Origin of the sequence: Dechloromonas sp. ARDL1 (genome assembly GCF_051122455.1) — a bacterium.
Lineage (GTDB): Bacteria > Pseudomonadota > Gammaproteobacteria > Burkholderiales > Rhodocyclaceae > Azonexus.
In genome coordinates this window covers 893238-909078 of the sequence record NZ_CP168939.1, presented here as the reverse complement: position 1 = coordinate 909078, position 15841 = coordinate 893238, and the positions used below count along the sequence as shown (strand labels likewise).

Here is a 15841-nt window from a genome sequence, read left to right as displayed (position 1 = left end):
GCACCGAAACCTTTGTCTAAACCAGACTGCCATCAAAACATAACTAGTCGCTCCACCGGACGGCAACCAGCTACGCTGGCTGCCGTCCGGTGAGCTTTATCGTTGAACTAAACCGCTGACGCGGTGGTAGCGCGCTCGACGAGGGCGCTGTATTGCGGGGCTTCCGGCTCAAGCATTGAGCAGCCCGATCCGATCCTTTTCCTTGGGAATGTTCCCAAATCGGAAGAGGAGAAGGCAATGAGCACACTCAGACAGCGGATGACCGAAGCGATGGTCTTGCGGGGCTTCGCCGAGCGAACCCAAGAAACCTACCTGGCCTGCGTGACGGCCCTGGCGAAGCACTACGGGCGATCACCGGATACGCTGGATAAAGCCACCATCCAGGCCTACCTGCTGCACCTGATCGCCGAGCGGAAACTGGCCTACGCCAGTGTCAATCAGGCTGTCTGCGCCATCCGTTTTCTCTTTGGCGTGGTGCTCGAGCAGCGTGAAGCCCGTTTCGACATCCCGATGGCCAAGGTGCCCACACGCCTGCCGCAGATACTCACCCGCGACGAAGTGGCCCGCTTGCTGAACAGTGCCCGCGACATCCGGGCGCGCACGCTGCTGACCACCACCTACGCGGCCGGCCTGCGTCTGTCCGAGGTCTGCGCCCTGCAAGTCAGCGACATCGAATCCTCGCCCGATCGCATGTGCCTCAAGGTACGCCAGGGCAAAGGCGGCAAGGATCGGTATACGCTACTGTCACCCCGCCTGCTGGAAACCCTGCGCCTGTACTGGCACGTCGCCCGCCCCAAACACTGGCTGTTTCCCAGTCGTGCCGGAGCGCCTCTGGATGGTAAAACGGTGGGACGCTTCTACCACGCAGCCCGTGAGGCTTCCGGCATTCCTCACGGCGGTGGCATCCATACCCTGCGTCATTGCTTTGCTACCCATCTGTTGGAAGCGGGTGTCGATATTCACACCATCCAGCGCCTGCTCGGCCATGGCCATGTCGGTACGACCATGCGCTACTTCCATCTGGCCCGGAGCCATCTGACCGGCACCACACCACCGCTGGAATTGCTGACGCCCGGCTAAGGTGCCGTGACCCCGGCCGGCCTGGCCGAGGCGCTCACCACCTTCGGTCCGGCCTATCTCGCCAACCATGCCTTGCCGCGTGGGGCGGCCAAGGTCTGGCGGGCCATTCTCGCCTGCCGCACGGCGGCGCTGGGCGGGCACGTCGAATCCTGCACAAATTGCGGGACGAGCCGGCACGTCTATCATTCCTGCCGCAACCGGCATTGCCCGCGCTGTCAGACACGGGCCAAGGAAGCCTGGCTGGCCGCGCGGCGACGCGAGGTACTTCCGGTGCCGTATTTCCATCTGGTGTTCACCCTGCCGCATGCGCTCAATGGGCTGATCGGTGCTGCACCCCGCCGGCTTTACGAAACCCTGTTTGCCGCCGCCTCGGCAACGCTCACCGAATTTGCCGGCAGCCCGCGCCATCTGGGTGGGATGCCGGCTTTCTCGCTGGTCTTGCATACCTGGCAACAGGATCTCGGGCGGCATGTCCATGTGCATGCACTGGTGGCCAGTGGTGCTCTGTCCGATTCCGGGGAATGGATTCGTCCGAAGAAGGGCTTTCTGTTTCCGGTTCGGGCGCTGTCGAAGGTTTTTCGGGGGAAGTTCATGGCCGGGCTCGACGACTTGCGCCGACAGAACCGCCTGCCCGACTTTCTTGATTCCTTCGCTTGGCAATGCCTCAAACAGGCCCTCTACGCCCACGACTGGGTGGTCTATGCCAAGCAACCGCTGGGCGGACCGCAAGCCGTGCTGGCGTACCTGGGGCGTTACACGCACCGGGTGGCGATTTCCAATGAGCGTATCGTCGGTATCGCCAACGGTCATGTGGCGTTTCGGGTGCGGGCCGACGCACAAGGCAAGAAGCGGATTGTCCGCTTGCCGGGTGACGAGTTCATCGCCCGCTTTTTGCTGCATGTCTTGCCCGGCGGTTTCAAGCGTATCCGGCATTATGGCTTGCTCTCGCCAGCACGAAAGAAGGTTGGGCTGGCGGCAGCGCGTAGCGCGCTGGCCGTGCCGCCGCCGGAAGCGGCGGTTATCGAGTCGGTGGCCGCATTCCTGCGCCGGGTGGCTCTCCTGGCGTCGATGTGCTGTGCGCATTGCGGCGGACAGTTTCAGGTTACCGCCTCGCTCTTGCCGCTGCCCAGGTGTCCGGCTCGTGGCCCCCCATGAAACCCAGCGGCAAACAGCAGCAACGGGTTTCTTCCCTGGATGGCCCGACCATTCACGGAAGGTTTCGTCCCGCTATTCGCCCTGTGACGATTGCGCAGGGAGGCAGCCAACTTCCGGTCGCATCGTGCTCGCTGAATCGACTTGCAGCAAGGGCAGCGAAGCTTGTACCAGCCAAACTCGCCGGCCTGTTTCATGCCATTCGATTGACTTCGAGCACCCTCTCCTTACAATCCCCATAGCCACCGCCCATCCGGCGGTCCAGTCCAACGAGGTTTATCCGCCGATATGACTTCCTGCCCTCTTCAACCTCGTCCGCGTCGGCGGATAAACGCTATTCGTTAGCCATTCAATTCATCCCATCATGAACCGTGATCGTATATCCACGCTGACAAGTCTGGCTCTGTTGTCGGCTGCCATGGTCATATGGGCTGACATCTTCAATTTCTCAAAGACTGTTTATCTCCCCGAGTGGGCGAAACTCCTACCAAGCCCCATTAATGCTCCCGCCTATCTGACACTGCTTTGCCTGATACCGGCTGCCTTGGCATCGACATCACTGCAACGCGCAGCTCAAAACGTCGCTGCTTCGGTATTTGTCGCTCCGCTATTCGCTATAGCCGCATATGCATTAAACCCAATTCACCAGAACACCTACCTAATTGCTAATGCACTTTTCAGCTACGGGTGGATTGTTCTGTTCCATTGCGCTGTTCCGGCGTTTTTACTTTTGGCAATTCGCCTAGCTGCTCATTACATACAGGCAAAAAAACATGGCTAACATCACAATCCACCGGACCTCCGGCAAGCTGCGCTTGCCTGCGTCCGGTGATTTTCAACGTTAGGGCTCTCATGTCGTACTTCGCTTATGACCGAATGGGCGCATCAATTCAACGCCCCGATGAAAACAAAATGCGAGAGTTGCTGGCGTCTGTCAGCACTAACGACTCCGAGCATCCAGACGTATCGCTAAACCACGAAGAGGGATGGGCACTTTCCTACGGGGCGTCTCACACCATCATCTTCGAGAATGTTGAAACTGGCGCAGGTCCATGGCATATGAAAATCATCCCAGCCGAGGAAGCGCTGAAACTTTGGAAATTACTCGCAAACGGTGACATATCCGCACTCGAAGCAAAGGGTTGGGTCAGTGGCTATGGCAACTAGCCCTAACACTACGGTCGAGGCGCGGCTTCGCCGCTGGGACGCCGTGCCGGCGATGCCGGCCCGTCGCCCCTCACCTTCACGTTAGGCAACGAAAATGTCTCTCTATCTGAAGCGTCGCTGGAATGAATCCCGAGGCGATCAATACGATGCCTGGGGCAAGTCGTGGTGGTATTTTGAAGTGGAACCTGATGGCTCCGCACTTCGGCAGATTGAACAATACGATTCCGGCGTTTTACTACGGTATGGCGCCGAGCAAAATGAGGATGAATATGGCTTCCTCACCGATCAAACTGTTGATGTTCAAGATCCTGAATTCGAAGAGATCAGTGCAGCTGAGTTTGAACTCGTGTGGCATCAATCGAGTGCGCGTAATGTCGAGTCTTGACCAGAACCGTCAGGCTGCAAGCAATCGTAGCGGCCCTGCAAGCTCGTCGCCTAACATTCCAATCCACCGGACCTCCGGCAAGCTGCGCTTGCCTGCGTCCGGTGATTTACAACGTTGGGCGTCTCTGGGAGGCATATGCCATTCGTTAGCTGGTTAAAACGCTCTTTTGGCCGCGCCGCCGAAGGCACAAAAGCTCATCTCGTTGGAACGGCTCAGTTGTTTGGCGCTGATGCAATTCTCCTCGAGCGCATGAAAAGTGCATCTAATGAGGAAAGTGAACGACTATTGTTTGAGAGCATTGATGGGCGACATGGAGCCGAGGTTGATTGGAGAGCATCTCTTGAAGACATTCTGGAAAACCTAGAGTGCCTATCTGACCAAGAGCGCGATGCGCTAACGAAGGTACCGGCAAAATTGGCGAAACAGCGGATTTATGAGGTGCCGCGTCAACTCACGGAACTACTTCAGCCGCCGCTGAGGGCGCTCCGAATCGTGGAAACTTTTGGTGATTCCTACTTTATCTTTCTGGTACCGCCTCAGCTGGTCGAAGCGTTCGATCGTACCAATAAACACTGGACTATCTGACAAATGCCCAACAACCCGCTCCACCGGACCGTCGGCCAGCTTCGCTGCCCGCCGTCCGGTGAGCTTCAACTACAAGGGCTTCCCCATTCTCTGCAAGCGTTCTGAAGTTTTAACGTTTCATTCCTGATCCTGTTCAATATCTGTTCATCGAACCCTGCCGTATCGGTGAGAGAGAAGGTGAAGGACTGCGGTACTACAACCGGTCATCTTGGGCGTTTGCCCGGACCCTGATGAAAGACGCGCGCGGGGGCCTCATTCGTTAGCCGAGAGTGACTTCCTCTCCTGGAGCTAATCAGGCGCTCCCCGCGCGGGTCCAACCCGCTTCACATCAACGTGGCAGTGCTTCGCTGGGCTTGGGCTGCCAGCGATCAGCCGGTGATTCCTTTCCTGTTTTTCTATCGACGCTTTTGCTGTTCAGGCAGTTTCTTCGATTGGTCGATAATCCTCGCCGTAGTGCAATATCGCCCAGGCCAGCCGCAGGTTCTTGGCGGCGATGGCGACCGCCGCTTTCCAGTAGCCGCGTCGTTCAACCAGGTTTCTGGCCCAACGACTGAACCGGTCCTGCTTCTCGCCGAGTCCGGCAAGAACGGCGCGGGCACCCATAACGAGCAGGCTGCGCAGGTAGGCATCACCGGCCTTGGTGATCCTGCCCAGCCGGGCTTTGCCGCCACTGCTGTATTGACCGGGCACCAGCCCGGCCCAGGCGGCGAGTTGCCGGCCGTTCTTGAAGTCATGCCCACCACCGAGACTGGCGACCAGCGCACTGGCTGTGGTCGGACCGATGCCGGGGAGTTGCATGAGTTGCCGACTTCTGGCGTCCTGGCGGGCGGCTTCAGCAATGGCCCGGTCGTATTCTTCGATGCGTTCATTGAGGCGGTCAGCGTGTACGAGCAGGTCGCCGACGCAACGATTGGCCCAGCCGGGGAGAGCTTCAAGGTGGGCGCCGATTTCCCGGCGCAGGCGTTCGACTTTCTGCGGCAGAACAATGCCGAACTCGCTGATCAGGCCGCGCAGGCGGTTGTAGAGCGCGGTGCGTTCTTCGATGAAACCTTGCCGGGTGCGGTGCAGGCAGAGGATGGCTTGCTGATCGAGGTCCTTGACCGGGACAAAGCGCATGTTGGGCCGGGTGACGGCTTCGCAGATGGCAGCGGCATCGGCGGCGTCGTTCTTGCCACGCTTGCCGCTCATCCGGTACGGCGCCACGAACTTCGGGGCCATCAACTTCACGGTGTGGCCGTAGCGGCTGAATTCCCTTGCCCAGTGGTGGGCGCCGGAACAGGCTTCCATGCCGATCAGGCAGGGCGGCAGGTGGGCGACCATTTCGAGCAATTGGCCGCGAGCCACCTTGGGCTTGATGAAAACCGCCTTGCCACTCTGGTCAACGCCATGCAAAGCGAATACATTCTTGGCGAGATCGATGCCTACGGTGACAATATTCATGGACTTCCCCTTTCGTGCAAATGATTCAGTGTGGAAACTCAATCATGGCAGCTCACCCTGCCGGCGGCTTCCGCCGCTACTTCGGGACGGGGAAGTCCCTTTCATTCGTTAGCGGTCACAAGGAGAGCGCATGAGTTTCTGGAAGAAATTATTGGCGACTGTCGGTATTGCATCGCTTACTGTTTCGGCCTCAGCCGCATCCAAACTTGCCGAGCAAGCCGCATTCGCAGCAAATCAGGCAGTCGAAACAGCAAAAAAAGTTGACGGCACCGTCCTCGACTATTCGCCTAACAGCCTGAAAGACATCGATAAAATTGTGCTCGGTATTCGTCGAGGCGGAACCAATCCAGAAGAAGTGAAAGGAATTCTATTTATTCTTGGGGCCTATGTTGGCGAGGTCATTGTCAGAAACATTAAAGGCAGTGAGTGGTCTCAACCGCCAAAAGAAGTTCAAGCTGCAGGTCTAACAGCCATGGGCATTTCCACAAGAGATGGTGTCTTTTGGAACCCTATCGGTAAAGTTCATAAATTACTTATCAACGGTGAGGAAGATAGCGTTGTCCATTTTTACAATGTCATCAAAGACAAAAACCGCTAACAAGTCCTTCCAGCGGACTGCCCGCAAGCGGGCAGCCGCTGAAGTCCAACGTTAGCTGCCTACAAGGGCTTCCCCATTCTCTGCAAGCGTTCTGAAGTTTTAACGTTTCATTCCTGATCCTGTTCAATATCTGTTCATCGAACCCTGCCGTATCGGTGAGAGAGAAGGTGAAGGACTGCGGTACTACAACCGGTCATCTTGGGCGTTTGCCCGGACCCTGATGAAAGACGCGCGCGGGGGCCTCATTCGTTAGCCGAGAGTGACTTCCTCTCCTGGAGCTAATCAGGCGCTCCCCGCGCGGGTCCAACCCGCTTCACATCAACGTGGCAGTGCTTCGCTGGGCTTGGGCTGCCAGCGATCAGCCGGTGATTCCTTTCCTGTTTTTCTATCGACGCTTTTGCTGTTCAGGCAGTTTCTTCGATTGGTCGATAATCCTCGCCGTAGTGCAATATCGCCCAGGCCAGCCGCAGGTTCTTGGCGGCGATGGCGACCGCCGCTTTCCAGTAGCCGCGTCGTTCAACCAGGTTTCTGGCCCAACGACTGAACCGGTCCTGCTTCTCGCCGAGTCCGGCAAGAACGGCGCGGGCACCCATAACGAGCAGGCTGCGCAGGTAGGCATCACCGGCCTTGGTGATCCTGCCCAGCCGGGCTTTGCCGCCACTGCTGTATTGACCGGGCACTGAATCGCCCCGGGAATTGAGGAGGCTCCATTACCTGAGAGAATGGAGCCATGATGAGCAAATCAAACAGATATTCCCCTGAAGTCAGAGAACGTGCGGTGAGGCTGGTACAAGAAGCCCGCAAAGAACATCCGTCGCAATGGGCAGCCATTGAATCGATAGCCCCGAAGATTGGTTGCGCAGCCCAGACGTTGCATGACTGGGTCAAGCGACATGAAGTGGATACGGGCCGGCGCGATGGGATAACCACCGATGAGCGTGAGCGTATGAAAGCCTTGGAGCGGGAGAACAAGGAGCTCCGTCAGGCCAACGAAATTCTGCGGCTAGCCAGTGCGTTTTTCGCGCAGGCGGAGCTCGACCGCCTCAAGAAGAAGTGAGGACATTTATTGACCGGCACCGGGAGACATATGGGGTCGAGCCGCTCTGCAAGCTATTGCAGGTTGCCCCGTCTGGCTATTGGCGTCACGCTGCCCGGCAACGCAATCCTTCCCTGCGGAGCGCCAGGGCGCAACGGGATGAATTGCTGATTCCTCAGATTCAACGGGTTTGGCAGGCCAATTTCCAAGTCTATGGTGTCCGCAAGGTTTGGCGGCAATTGCTCCGTGAGGGAACGCCCGTGGCGCGTTGCACGGTCGAACGGCTGATGAAGCATCTTGGCCTGGAAGGCGTCAGGCGCGGCAAGATCATGCAAACGACCTTCAGCGACACCCGTACGCCTTGCCCGCTGGATCGGGTGAATCGCCAGTTCAAGGCCGAGCGCCCGAACCAACTGTGGGTCTCTGATTTTACGTATGTCTCTACTTGGCAGGGATTTGTCTATGTCGCCTTTGTGATTGATGTCTTCGCTCGTCGTATCGTCGGCTGGCGTGTCAGCAGGTCAATGCGTACCGATTTTGTCCTCGATGCGCTTGAGCAGGCGCTGTATGACCGACAGCCCAAGCGTGACGGGGCACTGATTCATCACTCAGACAGGGGAAGCCAGTACGTTTCCATCCGCTACACCGAGCGGCTGGCCGAAGCAGGCATCGAGCCCTCTGTCGGCAGCAAAGGCGACTCTTACGATAATGCCCTGGCTGAAACCATCAACGGCCTCTACAAAGCCGAATTGGTTTATCACCGGGGCCCCTGGAAAACCATCGAGTCCCTGGAGCTGGCCACCCTGACTTGGGTGACTTGGTTCAATCACACTCGACTCCTCGAGCCCATCGGAAACATCCCGCCCGCCGAGGCGGAGGAACGGTACTATTCACAATCCCTTGTGCAGGCAACGACCGCCTGCACTTAAACCTCGGAGCCTCTACGAAACCCGGGGCGATTCACACCAGCCCGGCCCAGGCGGCGAGTTGCCGGCCGTTCTTGAAGTCATGCCCACCACCGAGACTGGCGACCAGCGCACTGGCTGTGGTCGGACCGATGCCGGGGAGTTGCATGAGTTGCCGACTTCTGGCGTCCTGGCGGGCGGCTTCAGCAATGGCCCGGTCGTATTCTTCGATGCGTTCATTGAGGCGGTCAGCGTGTACGAGCAGGTCGCCGACGCAACGATTGGCCCAGCCGGGGAGAGCTTCAAGGTGGGCGCCGATTTCCCGGCGCAGGCGTTCGACTTTCTGCGGCAGAACAATGCCGAACTCGCTGATCAGGCCGCGCAGGCGGTTGTAGAGCGCGGTGCGTTCTTCGATGAAACCTTGCCGGGTGCGGTGCAGGCAGAGGATGGCTTGCTGATCGAGGTCCTTGACCGGGACAAAGCGCATGTTGGGCCGGGTGACGGCTTCGCAGATGGCAGCGGCATCGGCGGCGTCGTTCTTGCCACGCTTGCCGCTCATCCGGTACGGCGCCACGAACTTCGGGGCCATCAACTTCACGGTGTGGCCGTAGCGGCTGAATTCCCTTGCCCAGTGGTGGGCGCCGGAACAGGCTTCCATGCCGATCAGGCAGGGCGGCAGGTGGGCGACCATTTCGAGCAATTGGCCGCGAGCCACCTTGGGCTTGATGAAAACCGCCTTGCCACTCTGGTCAACGCCATGCAAAGCGAATACATTCTTGGCGAGATCGATGCCTACGGTGACAATATTCATGGACTTCCCCTTTCGTGCAAATGATTCAGTGTGGAAACTCAATCATGGCAGCTCACCCTGCCGGCGGCTTCCGCCGCTACTTCGGGACGGGGAAGTCCCTTTCATTCGTTAGCCATACCATGGATGCACTGATCGACTTGGTTATGCTGCTGGTGTTTCACTGGCGTCTCGGTTTGTCAGTAGTCGGCACGACCGTTTTAGCTGTTTTTCTCGCCGCCACTCTTCCATGGTTCTCCGGGGCATTTGGTCTTGCGCTTGTTATTGCCTCTGTCGGCTTGGGACTGGTGTGGGAAGGGGCTGCCGAAAAAAAGCGAGCGGAACGCTTCGCCAAGGCGAAAAAGGGTGTGTGAACGCAGTGTCTAACCCTTCGCTCAAGCGGACCCGCATTCTGCGGGCCGCTTACCTTGTTCGCTAGCCGTCACATGAGGCGCTTACTCCTCCTGGCCGCTCTCACGCTTTCTGGTGCGCCTGTCATGTCAGGAGAAATTGCATCTTGGGCCACTGCCACTTCCAAGCAAGAAGGCACGGGGCGCGCAATTATTTTCCGGTACGCCAGGGAATTTCGCGACGGCTTCAAGAAATCCACCTTTCCTGATCGAGTCATTGTGGTTTGGAAGTACAACTCCGACTCAGGCATGCCAGTGCTAAAGGAGCGCGAAGCCATGGACCGAATGGAAGAGCTTCTTGAGCCGCTGGTGGAAAAATCAGGCGTAAGCGTACTTGCGTTGGTATCCACTGGCGAAAACCTCCGCGAATGAATCTTCTATGCCAGAACGGAGCAGGAATTCCTTGCGACGCTAAACAAGGCGCTCGCTGGCCAACCGCGCTTCCCCATCGAAGTGTACGCAGGCCGCGATCCCGAGTGGTCGTCCTATGAGCGCTTACGAAAGGGAGTGCGCGAGTGAAGATGCCGGCTATTCATGCTACCCATGCAGCCAATGTATCCCAACGTATCTTTGCTGCGGTGGCGGCTTTGCCTTTGGAAAACGGTATGCGCGTGCTCGAAATCGGATGTGGCTCGGGCGTGGCGGCAAGGGAAATCATCCGACAATGGCCTGATGTCTGCGTTCTCGGGATTGACCGATCTGCCGCCGCCATCAGGCTAGCGACTGCCGCCTCGCAGGCACAAATCAGATCAGGGCAAATCTCCTTTTTATTGTCCTCAATAGAAGATTTCTCTCTGCGCCCCAACGAACCCCGATTCGATCTGGCCTTTGCACTCCGCGTCGGCGCACTTGATGGGCGGCACCCTAAAGCCGGACTCGTTGCACTCCCGAGAATCTATGCGGCATTGGCGCCAAACGGACGACTTTTCATTGATGGAGGCAATCCTCTTCGCGAGTTGCCGTGCGCCGCCATCTAACCCGCTGTTCAAGCTGGTCGCTTCACAGCCTTTACGGTGGGCTCCTGCAGTTGCCGATTCACCTTGTTCGTTGACCACCAAAACAGCGGCCCAATTGCTCGTATTGCAATGTAGTTGCCGCCATCTGCTTCGGGGGGCTACGACGTTACACACCTGTGCTACCCGGTACGCAAAACGTACCCCACACCATGCTTTTCATGAAAAAGTCATGGTGTGATCTCGAAGTGTTTTGAATTGGGGCAATCGGTACAGCTTTTACTTGAGCCGAAGCCTGTGCTATCAACTAATTGACATTGACGGCAGATATCAGGCTTCGCTATCAGGCGGCAGCAGGGGCTGCGGCACGCTGGTGGCGTGCAGGACTCCAGCGCAGCAACCAAAGAAGAAGACGGCTGCTGCCATGCTGGGCGTCCAGGTGTCAGCCATGCCACGGGTGAAGAAGAACCAGCCGAAGGCAATGATGGCGGGGATCATCATCAGTGCGCAGATCGCGGCGCCGACCAGGGCGATCTTGTGCCCGATGTGGCGCGGCTTGCGGATAATTTCTTCGGTCATTCTGCTTCCTCTACTTTCAACCAGATGGAGCGATTGTCACGGGCATCGCTGGTGCCCACGCTGAAGGCACCACCCTGCTGGCCGGCGGCTTGCCGGCCGCTGCCGCCAAGCTCGATCCACTCGCCGAGGGTGCCGGAAACGGTGGTGGCGAGGCGCTGCGAACTGACGCCCCCTCGGCCGTAGGCGGGATCAAAGTTTTCTGCTTGCTGGGTGATTTCCAGGGTGACGCGCTGGCCATTGATGCGCGGTGTGGCGTAGAAGCCGCTGCCGATGTCGCGATAGACCGAACCTTCCTGAACATAGGTTCCGCCCGGACCGACGACGATCTGGCGCATGGGTACCGCCAACGAGCGACCCACCTGGATGTAGGCGCGGCCGCCTTCGACGGTCTGGACCATCTGCGAGGCGCTCTCGCCACGCACGCTCTTGGTGTCCCACACCGTGGCACCGACATTGCTGCGACGGGTACCGCCCAGTGTGACCTGCCCGCTGACCTCGCCGCCACGGGCACTGTCTTCGGCTTGGCGGTTCTGTGCGATGCGGATAATGAGGCGACGACTCGGACGGTCCATGGCGGCGAGCGCCCGCTTGATCTCGTCACGATTCCGGGGTGAGGCCTTGAGGAAGAGTTGGTCGTTCATGCCGGTCAAGGTGCCACTGGGTTCAAGCAGCGGCAGCAGTGCCGGGATGACTTCGTCGGCCGTCTTGCTGCGCAGCTGGATGATTTCCATTTGCTGCGCGGCAGCGATGCCGATCCAGAGGGCCATGAGGCCGGCAAGCAGGCATTTCAGCATCGTTTTCACGGGCGTTTCCTCATTCGGACGGGATATGTGGCAATGCCAGATATTCCTTGGAGTTCATCTCGGTTAGACGGCTGACGGTGCGCTTGAATTCCCCGGCCTGGGTGCCCTCTGTGTATAACGCATCGGCCGCGCAGTCTGCGGTAGCGATGAGCTTGACCTTGTGGTCGTAGAAGACATCAACCAGCCAGGTGAAGCGTCGTGCTTCCGAAGCCTGATGCTGGGTCATCCGGGGAATGTGCGAGAGCAGCACAGTATGGTAGCTGCGCGAGATTTCGAGATAGTCGTTCTGCGAGCGCGGCCCACCGCACAGGGTCTTGAAGTCGAACCAGATGACGCCATGGCCGCGACGTACCGTGTCGATGTTGCGGCCAAGCACTTCGATGTGGCCGCCCTTCTTGCCTTCCTCACCAGCCACCATCTTGAAGTATTCGAGCATCTTCTTTTCGGCAGCATCATCGGCGGGGTGGTGGTAGATCTCGACTTGCTCCAGTGCGCGCAAGCGATAGTCGATCCCGGCCTCGACCTCGAAAACGTCGAGGTTCTTGTTGAGCAGGGCGATGGTGGGCAGGAAGCTTTCGCGGTGCAGGCCGTTAGGGTACAGCATGTCCGGCGGGTAGTTGGAGGTCATGACGACGATCACGCCATGGGCGAACAGGCCGTTCATCAAGCGCCCGAGGATCATGGCATCGGCGATGTCGGAGACGTGGAATTCGTCAAAGCAGAGCAGCCGGACCTCCTTGGCGACCTGTTCGGCAACCTTGAGCATCGGATCGGCTTCACCCTTGTATTTGTCGAGATCGCGATGAATCTGCTGCATGAAGGCATGGAAGTGAATGCGCTTCTTGCGGCGATAGGGAACGGAATCGTAGAAACAGTCCATCAGGAAGCTCTTGCCACGCCCCACTCCGCCCCAGAAATAGACGCCCTTGGGCGGTTTGGGCGGCGACAGCAGACGCTTGAAGGTACTGCTCCGGTCGACCTTGAAGGCAAGGAGGTTGGTGTACAGCGCCTGAAGCGCGGTGGCCGCCGTCATCTGGGCCGCATCGGCAATGTAGCCTCGGGCATCGAGCAGGGCCTTGTACGCGTCGAGCATGCCCTGGGCGGCGACGTTGAGTTTCTTATGCGGCATTTCCGGGAATCTGAGATGGGGAATAGCGTATTTTGCCAAAGAAAAAGGCGGGTGCGTTGCCGCAACCCGCCTTTGAAGCGCCTATTTGGCGATCAGAAGTTCAGCGTGCGCTTGTCGCAGGCCAGTGCGGCTTCATGCACGGTTTCCGACAGGGTCGGGTGCGCGTGGCAGATGCGGGCCAGATCTTCCGAGGCACCGCCGAATTCCATCGCGACAACAGCCTCGGCGATGATTTCGGAAGCGTTGGCACCGATGATGTGCACGCCGAGGATACGGTCGGTTGCCTTATCAGCCAGCACCTTGACGAAACCAGACGGATCGCCCATGCCCAGCGCGCGGCCGTTGGCCAGGAAGGGAACCTTGCCAGCCTTGTAGGCAACGCCCTCGGCCTTGAGGGCCTGCTCGGTCTTGCCGACCCAGGCAATTTCCGGCGAGGTGTAGATGACCCAAGGAATGGTGTCGAAGTTGCAGTGACCGGCCTGGCCAGCCATCAGCTCGGCAACCATGACGCCTTCTTCGTGAGCCTTGTGGGCCAGCATCGGGCCGCGCACGACGTCGCCAATGGCCCAGACGCCCGGCAGGTTGGTCTGGCAGTGGCCATCGACTTCGACGAAGCCGCGGGCATCGAGCTTGAGGCCGACGCCTTCGGCATTCAGGCCATCGGTATTCGGCACGCGGCCGATAGAAACGATCAGGCGGTCGGGATCCAGCTTCTGCGCCTTGCCGTCCTTGTCTTCGTAAGCGATCGAAACACCCTTCTTGCTCGTCTTGATGTCGCCGATCTTGACACCCATCTGGATGTTCAGACCTTGCTTGGTGAACAGCTTGAGTGCTTCCTTGGCGACATCGACGTCAGCGGCGGCCAGGAAGTCCGGCATGGCTTCGAGCACGGTGACTTCGGCGCCGACACGACGCCAGACCGAACCCATTTCCAGACCGATGACGCCGGCACCGATGATGGCCAACTTCTTGGGCACGGATTCCTGATTCAGCGCGCCTTCGTTGTCCATGACGATCTTCTGGTCGACTGCAACGTTCGGCAGGTGACGGGCCTTGGAGCCGGTGGCGACAATGACCTGCTTCGCCAGCACTTCCTCGGCGCCGACCTTGACCTTCCAGTAATCGCCTTCCTTGCCGACAAAAGAACCGTGGCCAGCCAGGAAGGTAACCTTGTTCTTCTTGAGCAGCATCTTGATGCCGCCGGTCAGTTGATTGACCACGCCATCCTTGCGTGCCTTCATGGTCGGCACGTCGATGGTCGCCTTGCCGACCTTGATGCCCTGGGCTTCGAAGCTGTGGTTGGCTTCCTCGAACAGGTGCGAGGTGTGCAGCAGCGCCTTGGACGGGATACAACCGACGTTCAGGCAGGTACCGCCGAGACGCGGTTCGCCCTTCGGGTCGGCGTAGGGATTGGATTCGGCACAAGCAGCCGAGAAACCGAGCTGGGAAGCGCGAATGGCCGCGATGTAGCCGCCAGGACCGCCGCCGATAACGAGCACGTCAAATTGCTTGGACATGTGTAAACCTTTCAGAATTCAGATGTGCAAAAGCGCCAGCGCCCTTGTGGGGACACTGGCGCCGGCATGCGTCAATTAGACGCCGAGCAGCAGGCGGGACGGATCTTCCAGCGCTTCCTTCATGGTCACCAGACCGAGGACGGCTTCGCGGCCGTCGATGATGCGGTGATCGTAGGACATGGCCAGATAGTTCATCGGACGGACGACGACTTGACCGTTCTCAACCATGGCGCGGTCCTTCGTGGCGTGGATGCCCAGAATGGCCGACTGCGGCGGGTTGATGATCGGGGTGGACATCATGGAACCGAAGATGCCGCCGTTGGAGATGGAGAAGGTGCCGCCGGTCAGTTCTTCGATCGACAGCTTGCCGTCCTTGGCCTTGGCGCCGAATTCGGCGATCTTCTTTTCGATCTCGGCGATGCTCAGCTGGTCGGCGTTACGGATGATCGGCACGACCAGGCCGCGCGGCGAACCGACGGCGATACCGATGTCGATGTAGCCGTGGTAGATGATGTCGTTGCCATCAACCGAGGCGTTCAGGATCGGGAACTTCTGCAGGGCGGCGCAGGCGGCCTTGACGAAGAAGCCCATGAAGCCCAGGCGGACGCCGTGGGTCTTCTCGAACTTCTCGCCGTATTGCTTGCGCAGCGCCATCATCGGGCCCATGTTCACTTCGTTGAACGTGGTCAGGATGGCGTTGGTCTGCTGGGATTGCAGCAGACGCTCGGCAATACGGGCACGCAGGCGGGTCATGGGGACGCGCTGTTCGGTACGCTCGCCAAGCGCAACACCGGTATTCGGTGCGGCGATCGACACAGCAGCCGGGGCGGCAGCGATAGCCGGAATGGCCTTCGGCGCGGCGGCAACGGCGTCTTCCTTAGTGACGCGACCACCGCGGCCGGAACCAGCGACATCAGCGGCGGCAATGCCCTTCTCGTCTAGGATCTTGCGGGCCGACGGGCTGGCGGTACCAGCCGGAGCAGCGGCGGCCGGGGCAGCCTTGGCAGCGGGAGCAGCAGCGGCCTTCGGCGCCTCGGCAGCCGGAGCGGCGGCACCGGCCTTGGCTTCGGTATCGATGCGGGCGATCAGTTCGCCGGAAACAACGGTCTCTCCATCGCCCTTGACGATCTCGACCAGCACACCGGCACCCGGGGACGGGACTTCCAGCACAACCTTGTCGGTCTCGATATCGATCAGGATTTCATCGCGCGCAACAGCTTCGCCGATTTTCTTCTTCCAGGAAGCCAGCGTGCCTTCGGCGACGGACTCGGACAACTGGGGAACTTGAACTTCGATAATGCTCATGTATGACTCC

Annotated in this window: 18 protein-coding genes, 2 pseudogenes and 1 other annotated feature; of the genes and pseudogenes, 12 read left to right on the top strand and 8 right to left on the bottom strand. The window is 59.1% G+C overall.

The genetic code is table 11. The annotated features are described in order from the left end of the window. Window positions 1–237 precede the first annotated feature (237 nt). The 6 genes from AB6Q56_RS04450 (at window position 238) to AB6Q56_RS04425 (ending at window position 4369) form a co-directional block, all read left to right on the top strand. Complete coding sequence (locus tag AB6Q56_RS04450) at window positions 238–1080, top strand: tyrosine-type recombinase/integrase (RefSeq protein WP_434515930.1); 843 nt, start codon at window positions 238–240, stop codon at window positions 1078–1080. 6 nt (window positions 1081–1086) lie between these two features. After that, window positions 1087–2235 carry an IS91 family transposase gene (locus AB6Q56_RS04445; RefSeq protein WP_434515929.1) on the top strand — a complete coding sequence of 383 codons (1149 nt, stop codon included), beginning with the start codon at window positions 1087–1089 and terminating at the stop codon, window positions 2233–2235. Between the two features lie 361 nt (window positions 2236–2596). Beyond that, window positions 2597–3013 (top strand): hypothetical protein, encoded by a 417-nt coding sequence (locus AB6Q56_RS04440; protein WP_434515928.1) that lies wholly within the window; start codon window positions 2597–2599, stop codon window positions 3011–3013. A gap of 71 nt (window positions 3014–3084) precedes the next feature. Continuing rightward, complete coding sequence (locus tag AB6Q56_RS04435; protein ID WP_434515927.1) at window positions 3085–3399, top strand: hypothetical protein; 315 nt, start codon at window positions 3085–3087, stop codon at window positions 3397–3399. Between the two features lie 94 nt (window positions 3400–3493). Beyond that, window positions 3494–3784: a hypothetical protein gene (locus AB6Q56_RS04430; RefSeq protein WP_434515926.1), complete on the top strand. Its 291-nt coding sequence runs from the start codon at window positions 3494–3496 to the stop codon at window positions 3782–3784. Between the two features lie 135 nt (window positions 3785–3919). Continuing rightward, a complete protein-coding gene (locus tag AB6Q56_RS04425) occupies window positions 3920–4369 on the top strand; it encodes a DUF6630 family protein (RefSeq protein WP_434515925.1) in 450 nt (149 codons plus the stop codon). A 414-nt stretch (window positions 4370–4783) separates the two neighbouring features. On the opposite strand, the gene AB6Q56_RS04420 is transcribed toward AB6Q56_RS04425, so the two are convergent. Beyond that, window positions 4784–5809, bottom strand: coding sequence for an IS110 family transposase (locus tag AB6Q56_RS04420; protein WP_434515924.1), 1026 nt, complete (start codon window positions 5807–5809; stop codon window positions 4784–4786). Between the two features lie 130 nt (window positions 5810–5939). On the opposite strand from AB6Q56_RS04420, the gene AB6Q56_RS04415 reads away from it, so the two are divergent. Further along, window positions 5940–6407, top strand: a complete 468-nt coding sequence (locus AB6Q56_RS04415; RefSeq protein WP_434515923.1) for a DUF6278 family protein — start codon at window positions 5940–5942, stop codon at window positions 6405–6407. A gap of 404 nt (window positions 6408–6811) precedes the next feature. On the opposite strand, the pseudogene AB6Q56_RS04410 reads toward AB6Q56_RS04415, so the two are convergent. Continuing rightward, window positions 6812–7084, bottom strand: a pseudogene (locus AB6Q56_RS04410) (transposase); the annotation flags it as partial. Window positions 7085–7140: 56 nt separating this feature from the next. On the opposite strand from AB6Q56_RS04410, the gene AB6Q56_RS04405 reads away from it, so the two are divergent. Further along, window positions 7141–8372, top strand: a protein-coding gene (locus AB6Q56_RS04405; RefSeq protein WP_434517128.1) for an IS3 family transposase whose coding sequence is annotated in 2 segments (ribosomal slippage) — window positions 7141–7429 and window positions 7429–8372 — 1233 coding nt in all. Because the reading frame shifts where the segments join, the coding sequence is not laid out codon by codon here. Further along, window positions 7419–7535: a sequence feature (AL1L pseudoknot), on the top strand. Its footprint overlaps the gene before it by 117 nt. A 37-nt stretch (window positions 8373–8409) precedes the next feature. On the opposite strand, the pseudogene AB6Q56_RS04400 reads toward AB6Q56_RS04405, so the two are convergent. Continuing rightward, a pseudogene (locus AB6Q56_RS04400) lies at window positions 8410–9159 on the bottom strand (IS110 family transposase); the annotation flags it as partial. A 44-nt stretch (window positions 9160–9203) separates the two neighbouring features. On the opposite strand from AB6Q56_RS04400, the gene AB6Q56_RS04395 reads away from it, so the two are divergent. The 4 genes from AB6Q56_RS04395 to AB6Q56_RS04380 all read left to right on the top strand — a co-directional run bounded on the left by AB6Q56_RS04395 (window position 9204) and on the right by AB6Q56_RS04380 (window position 10522). Further along, the gene (locus AB6Q56_RS04395) at window positions 9204–9509 is read left to right on the top strand and encodes a hypothetical protein (RefSeq protein WP_434515922.1); all 306 of its coding nucleotides are present in this window, start codon (window positions 9204–9206) and stop codon (window positions 9507–9509) included. A gap of 123 nt (window positions 9510–9632) precedes the next feature. Continuing rightward, a complete protein-coding gene (locus tag AB6Q56_RS04390; protein ID WP_434515921.1) occupies window positions 9633–9917 on the top strand; it encodes a hypothetical protein in 285 nt (94 codons plus the stop codon). Next, entirely contained in the window at window positions 9918–10064 is a 147-nt protein-coding gene (locus AB6Q56_RS04385) for a DUF695 domain-containing protein (RefSeq protein WP_434517127.1), read from the top strand. 2 nt (window positions 10065–10066) lie between these two features. Then, window positions 10067–10522 carry a class I SAM-dependent methyltransferase gene (locus AB6Q56_RS04380; protein WP_434517126.1) on the top strand — a complete coding sequence of 152 codons (456 nt, stop codon included), beginning with the start codon at window positions 10067–10069 and terminating at the stop codon, window positions 10520–10522. Window positions 10523–10828: 306 nt separating this feature from the next. Here AB6Q56_RS04380 and AB6Q56_RS04375 read toward each other — a convergent pair whose 3' ends face one another. From AB6Q56_RS04375 to odhB, 5 genes are all read right to left on the bottom strand, one after another. Then, window positions 10829–11077: a hypothetical protein gene (locus AB6Q56_RS04375; RefSeq protein WP_434515920.1), complete on the bottom strand. Its 249-nt coding sequence runs from the start codon at window positions 11075–11077 to the stop codon at window positions 10829–10831. Continuing rightward, window positions 11074–11880 (bottom strand): hypothetical protein, encoded by an 807-nt coding sequence (locus tag AB6Q56_RS04370; RefSeq protein WP_434515919.1) that lies wholly within the window; start codon window positions 11878–11880, stop codon window positions 11074–11076. Before AB6Q56_RS04370 ends, AB6Q56_RS04375 begins: the two co-directional genes overlap by 4 nt. A 10-nt stretch (window positions 11881–11890) precedes the next feature. Then, window positions 11891–13009: a cell division protein ZapE gene (gene zapE / locus AB6Q56_RS04365; RefSeq protein ID WP_434515918.1), complete on the bottom strand. Its 1119-nt coding sequence runs from the start codon at window positions 13007–13009 to the stop codon at window positions 11891–11893. A gap of 92 nt (window positions 13010–13101) precedes the next feature. Further along, entirely contained in the window at window positions 13102–14526 is a 1425-nt protein-coding gene (lpdA, locus tag AB6Q56_RS04360) for a dihydrolipoyl dehydrogenase (RefSeq protein WP_434515917.1), read from the bottom strand. A gap of 75 nt (window positions 14527–14601) precedes the next feature. After that, on the bottom strand, window positions 14602–15831 hold the full coding sequence (gene odhB / locus AB6Q56_RS04355; RefSeq protein ID WP_434515916.1) for a 2-oxoglutarate dehydrogenase complex dihydrolipoyllysine-residue succinyltransferase: 1230 nt from the start codon (window positions 15829–15831) through the stop codon (window positions 14602–14604). Window positions 15832–15841 lie beyond the last annotated feature (10 nt).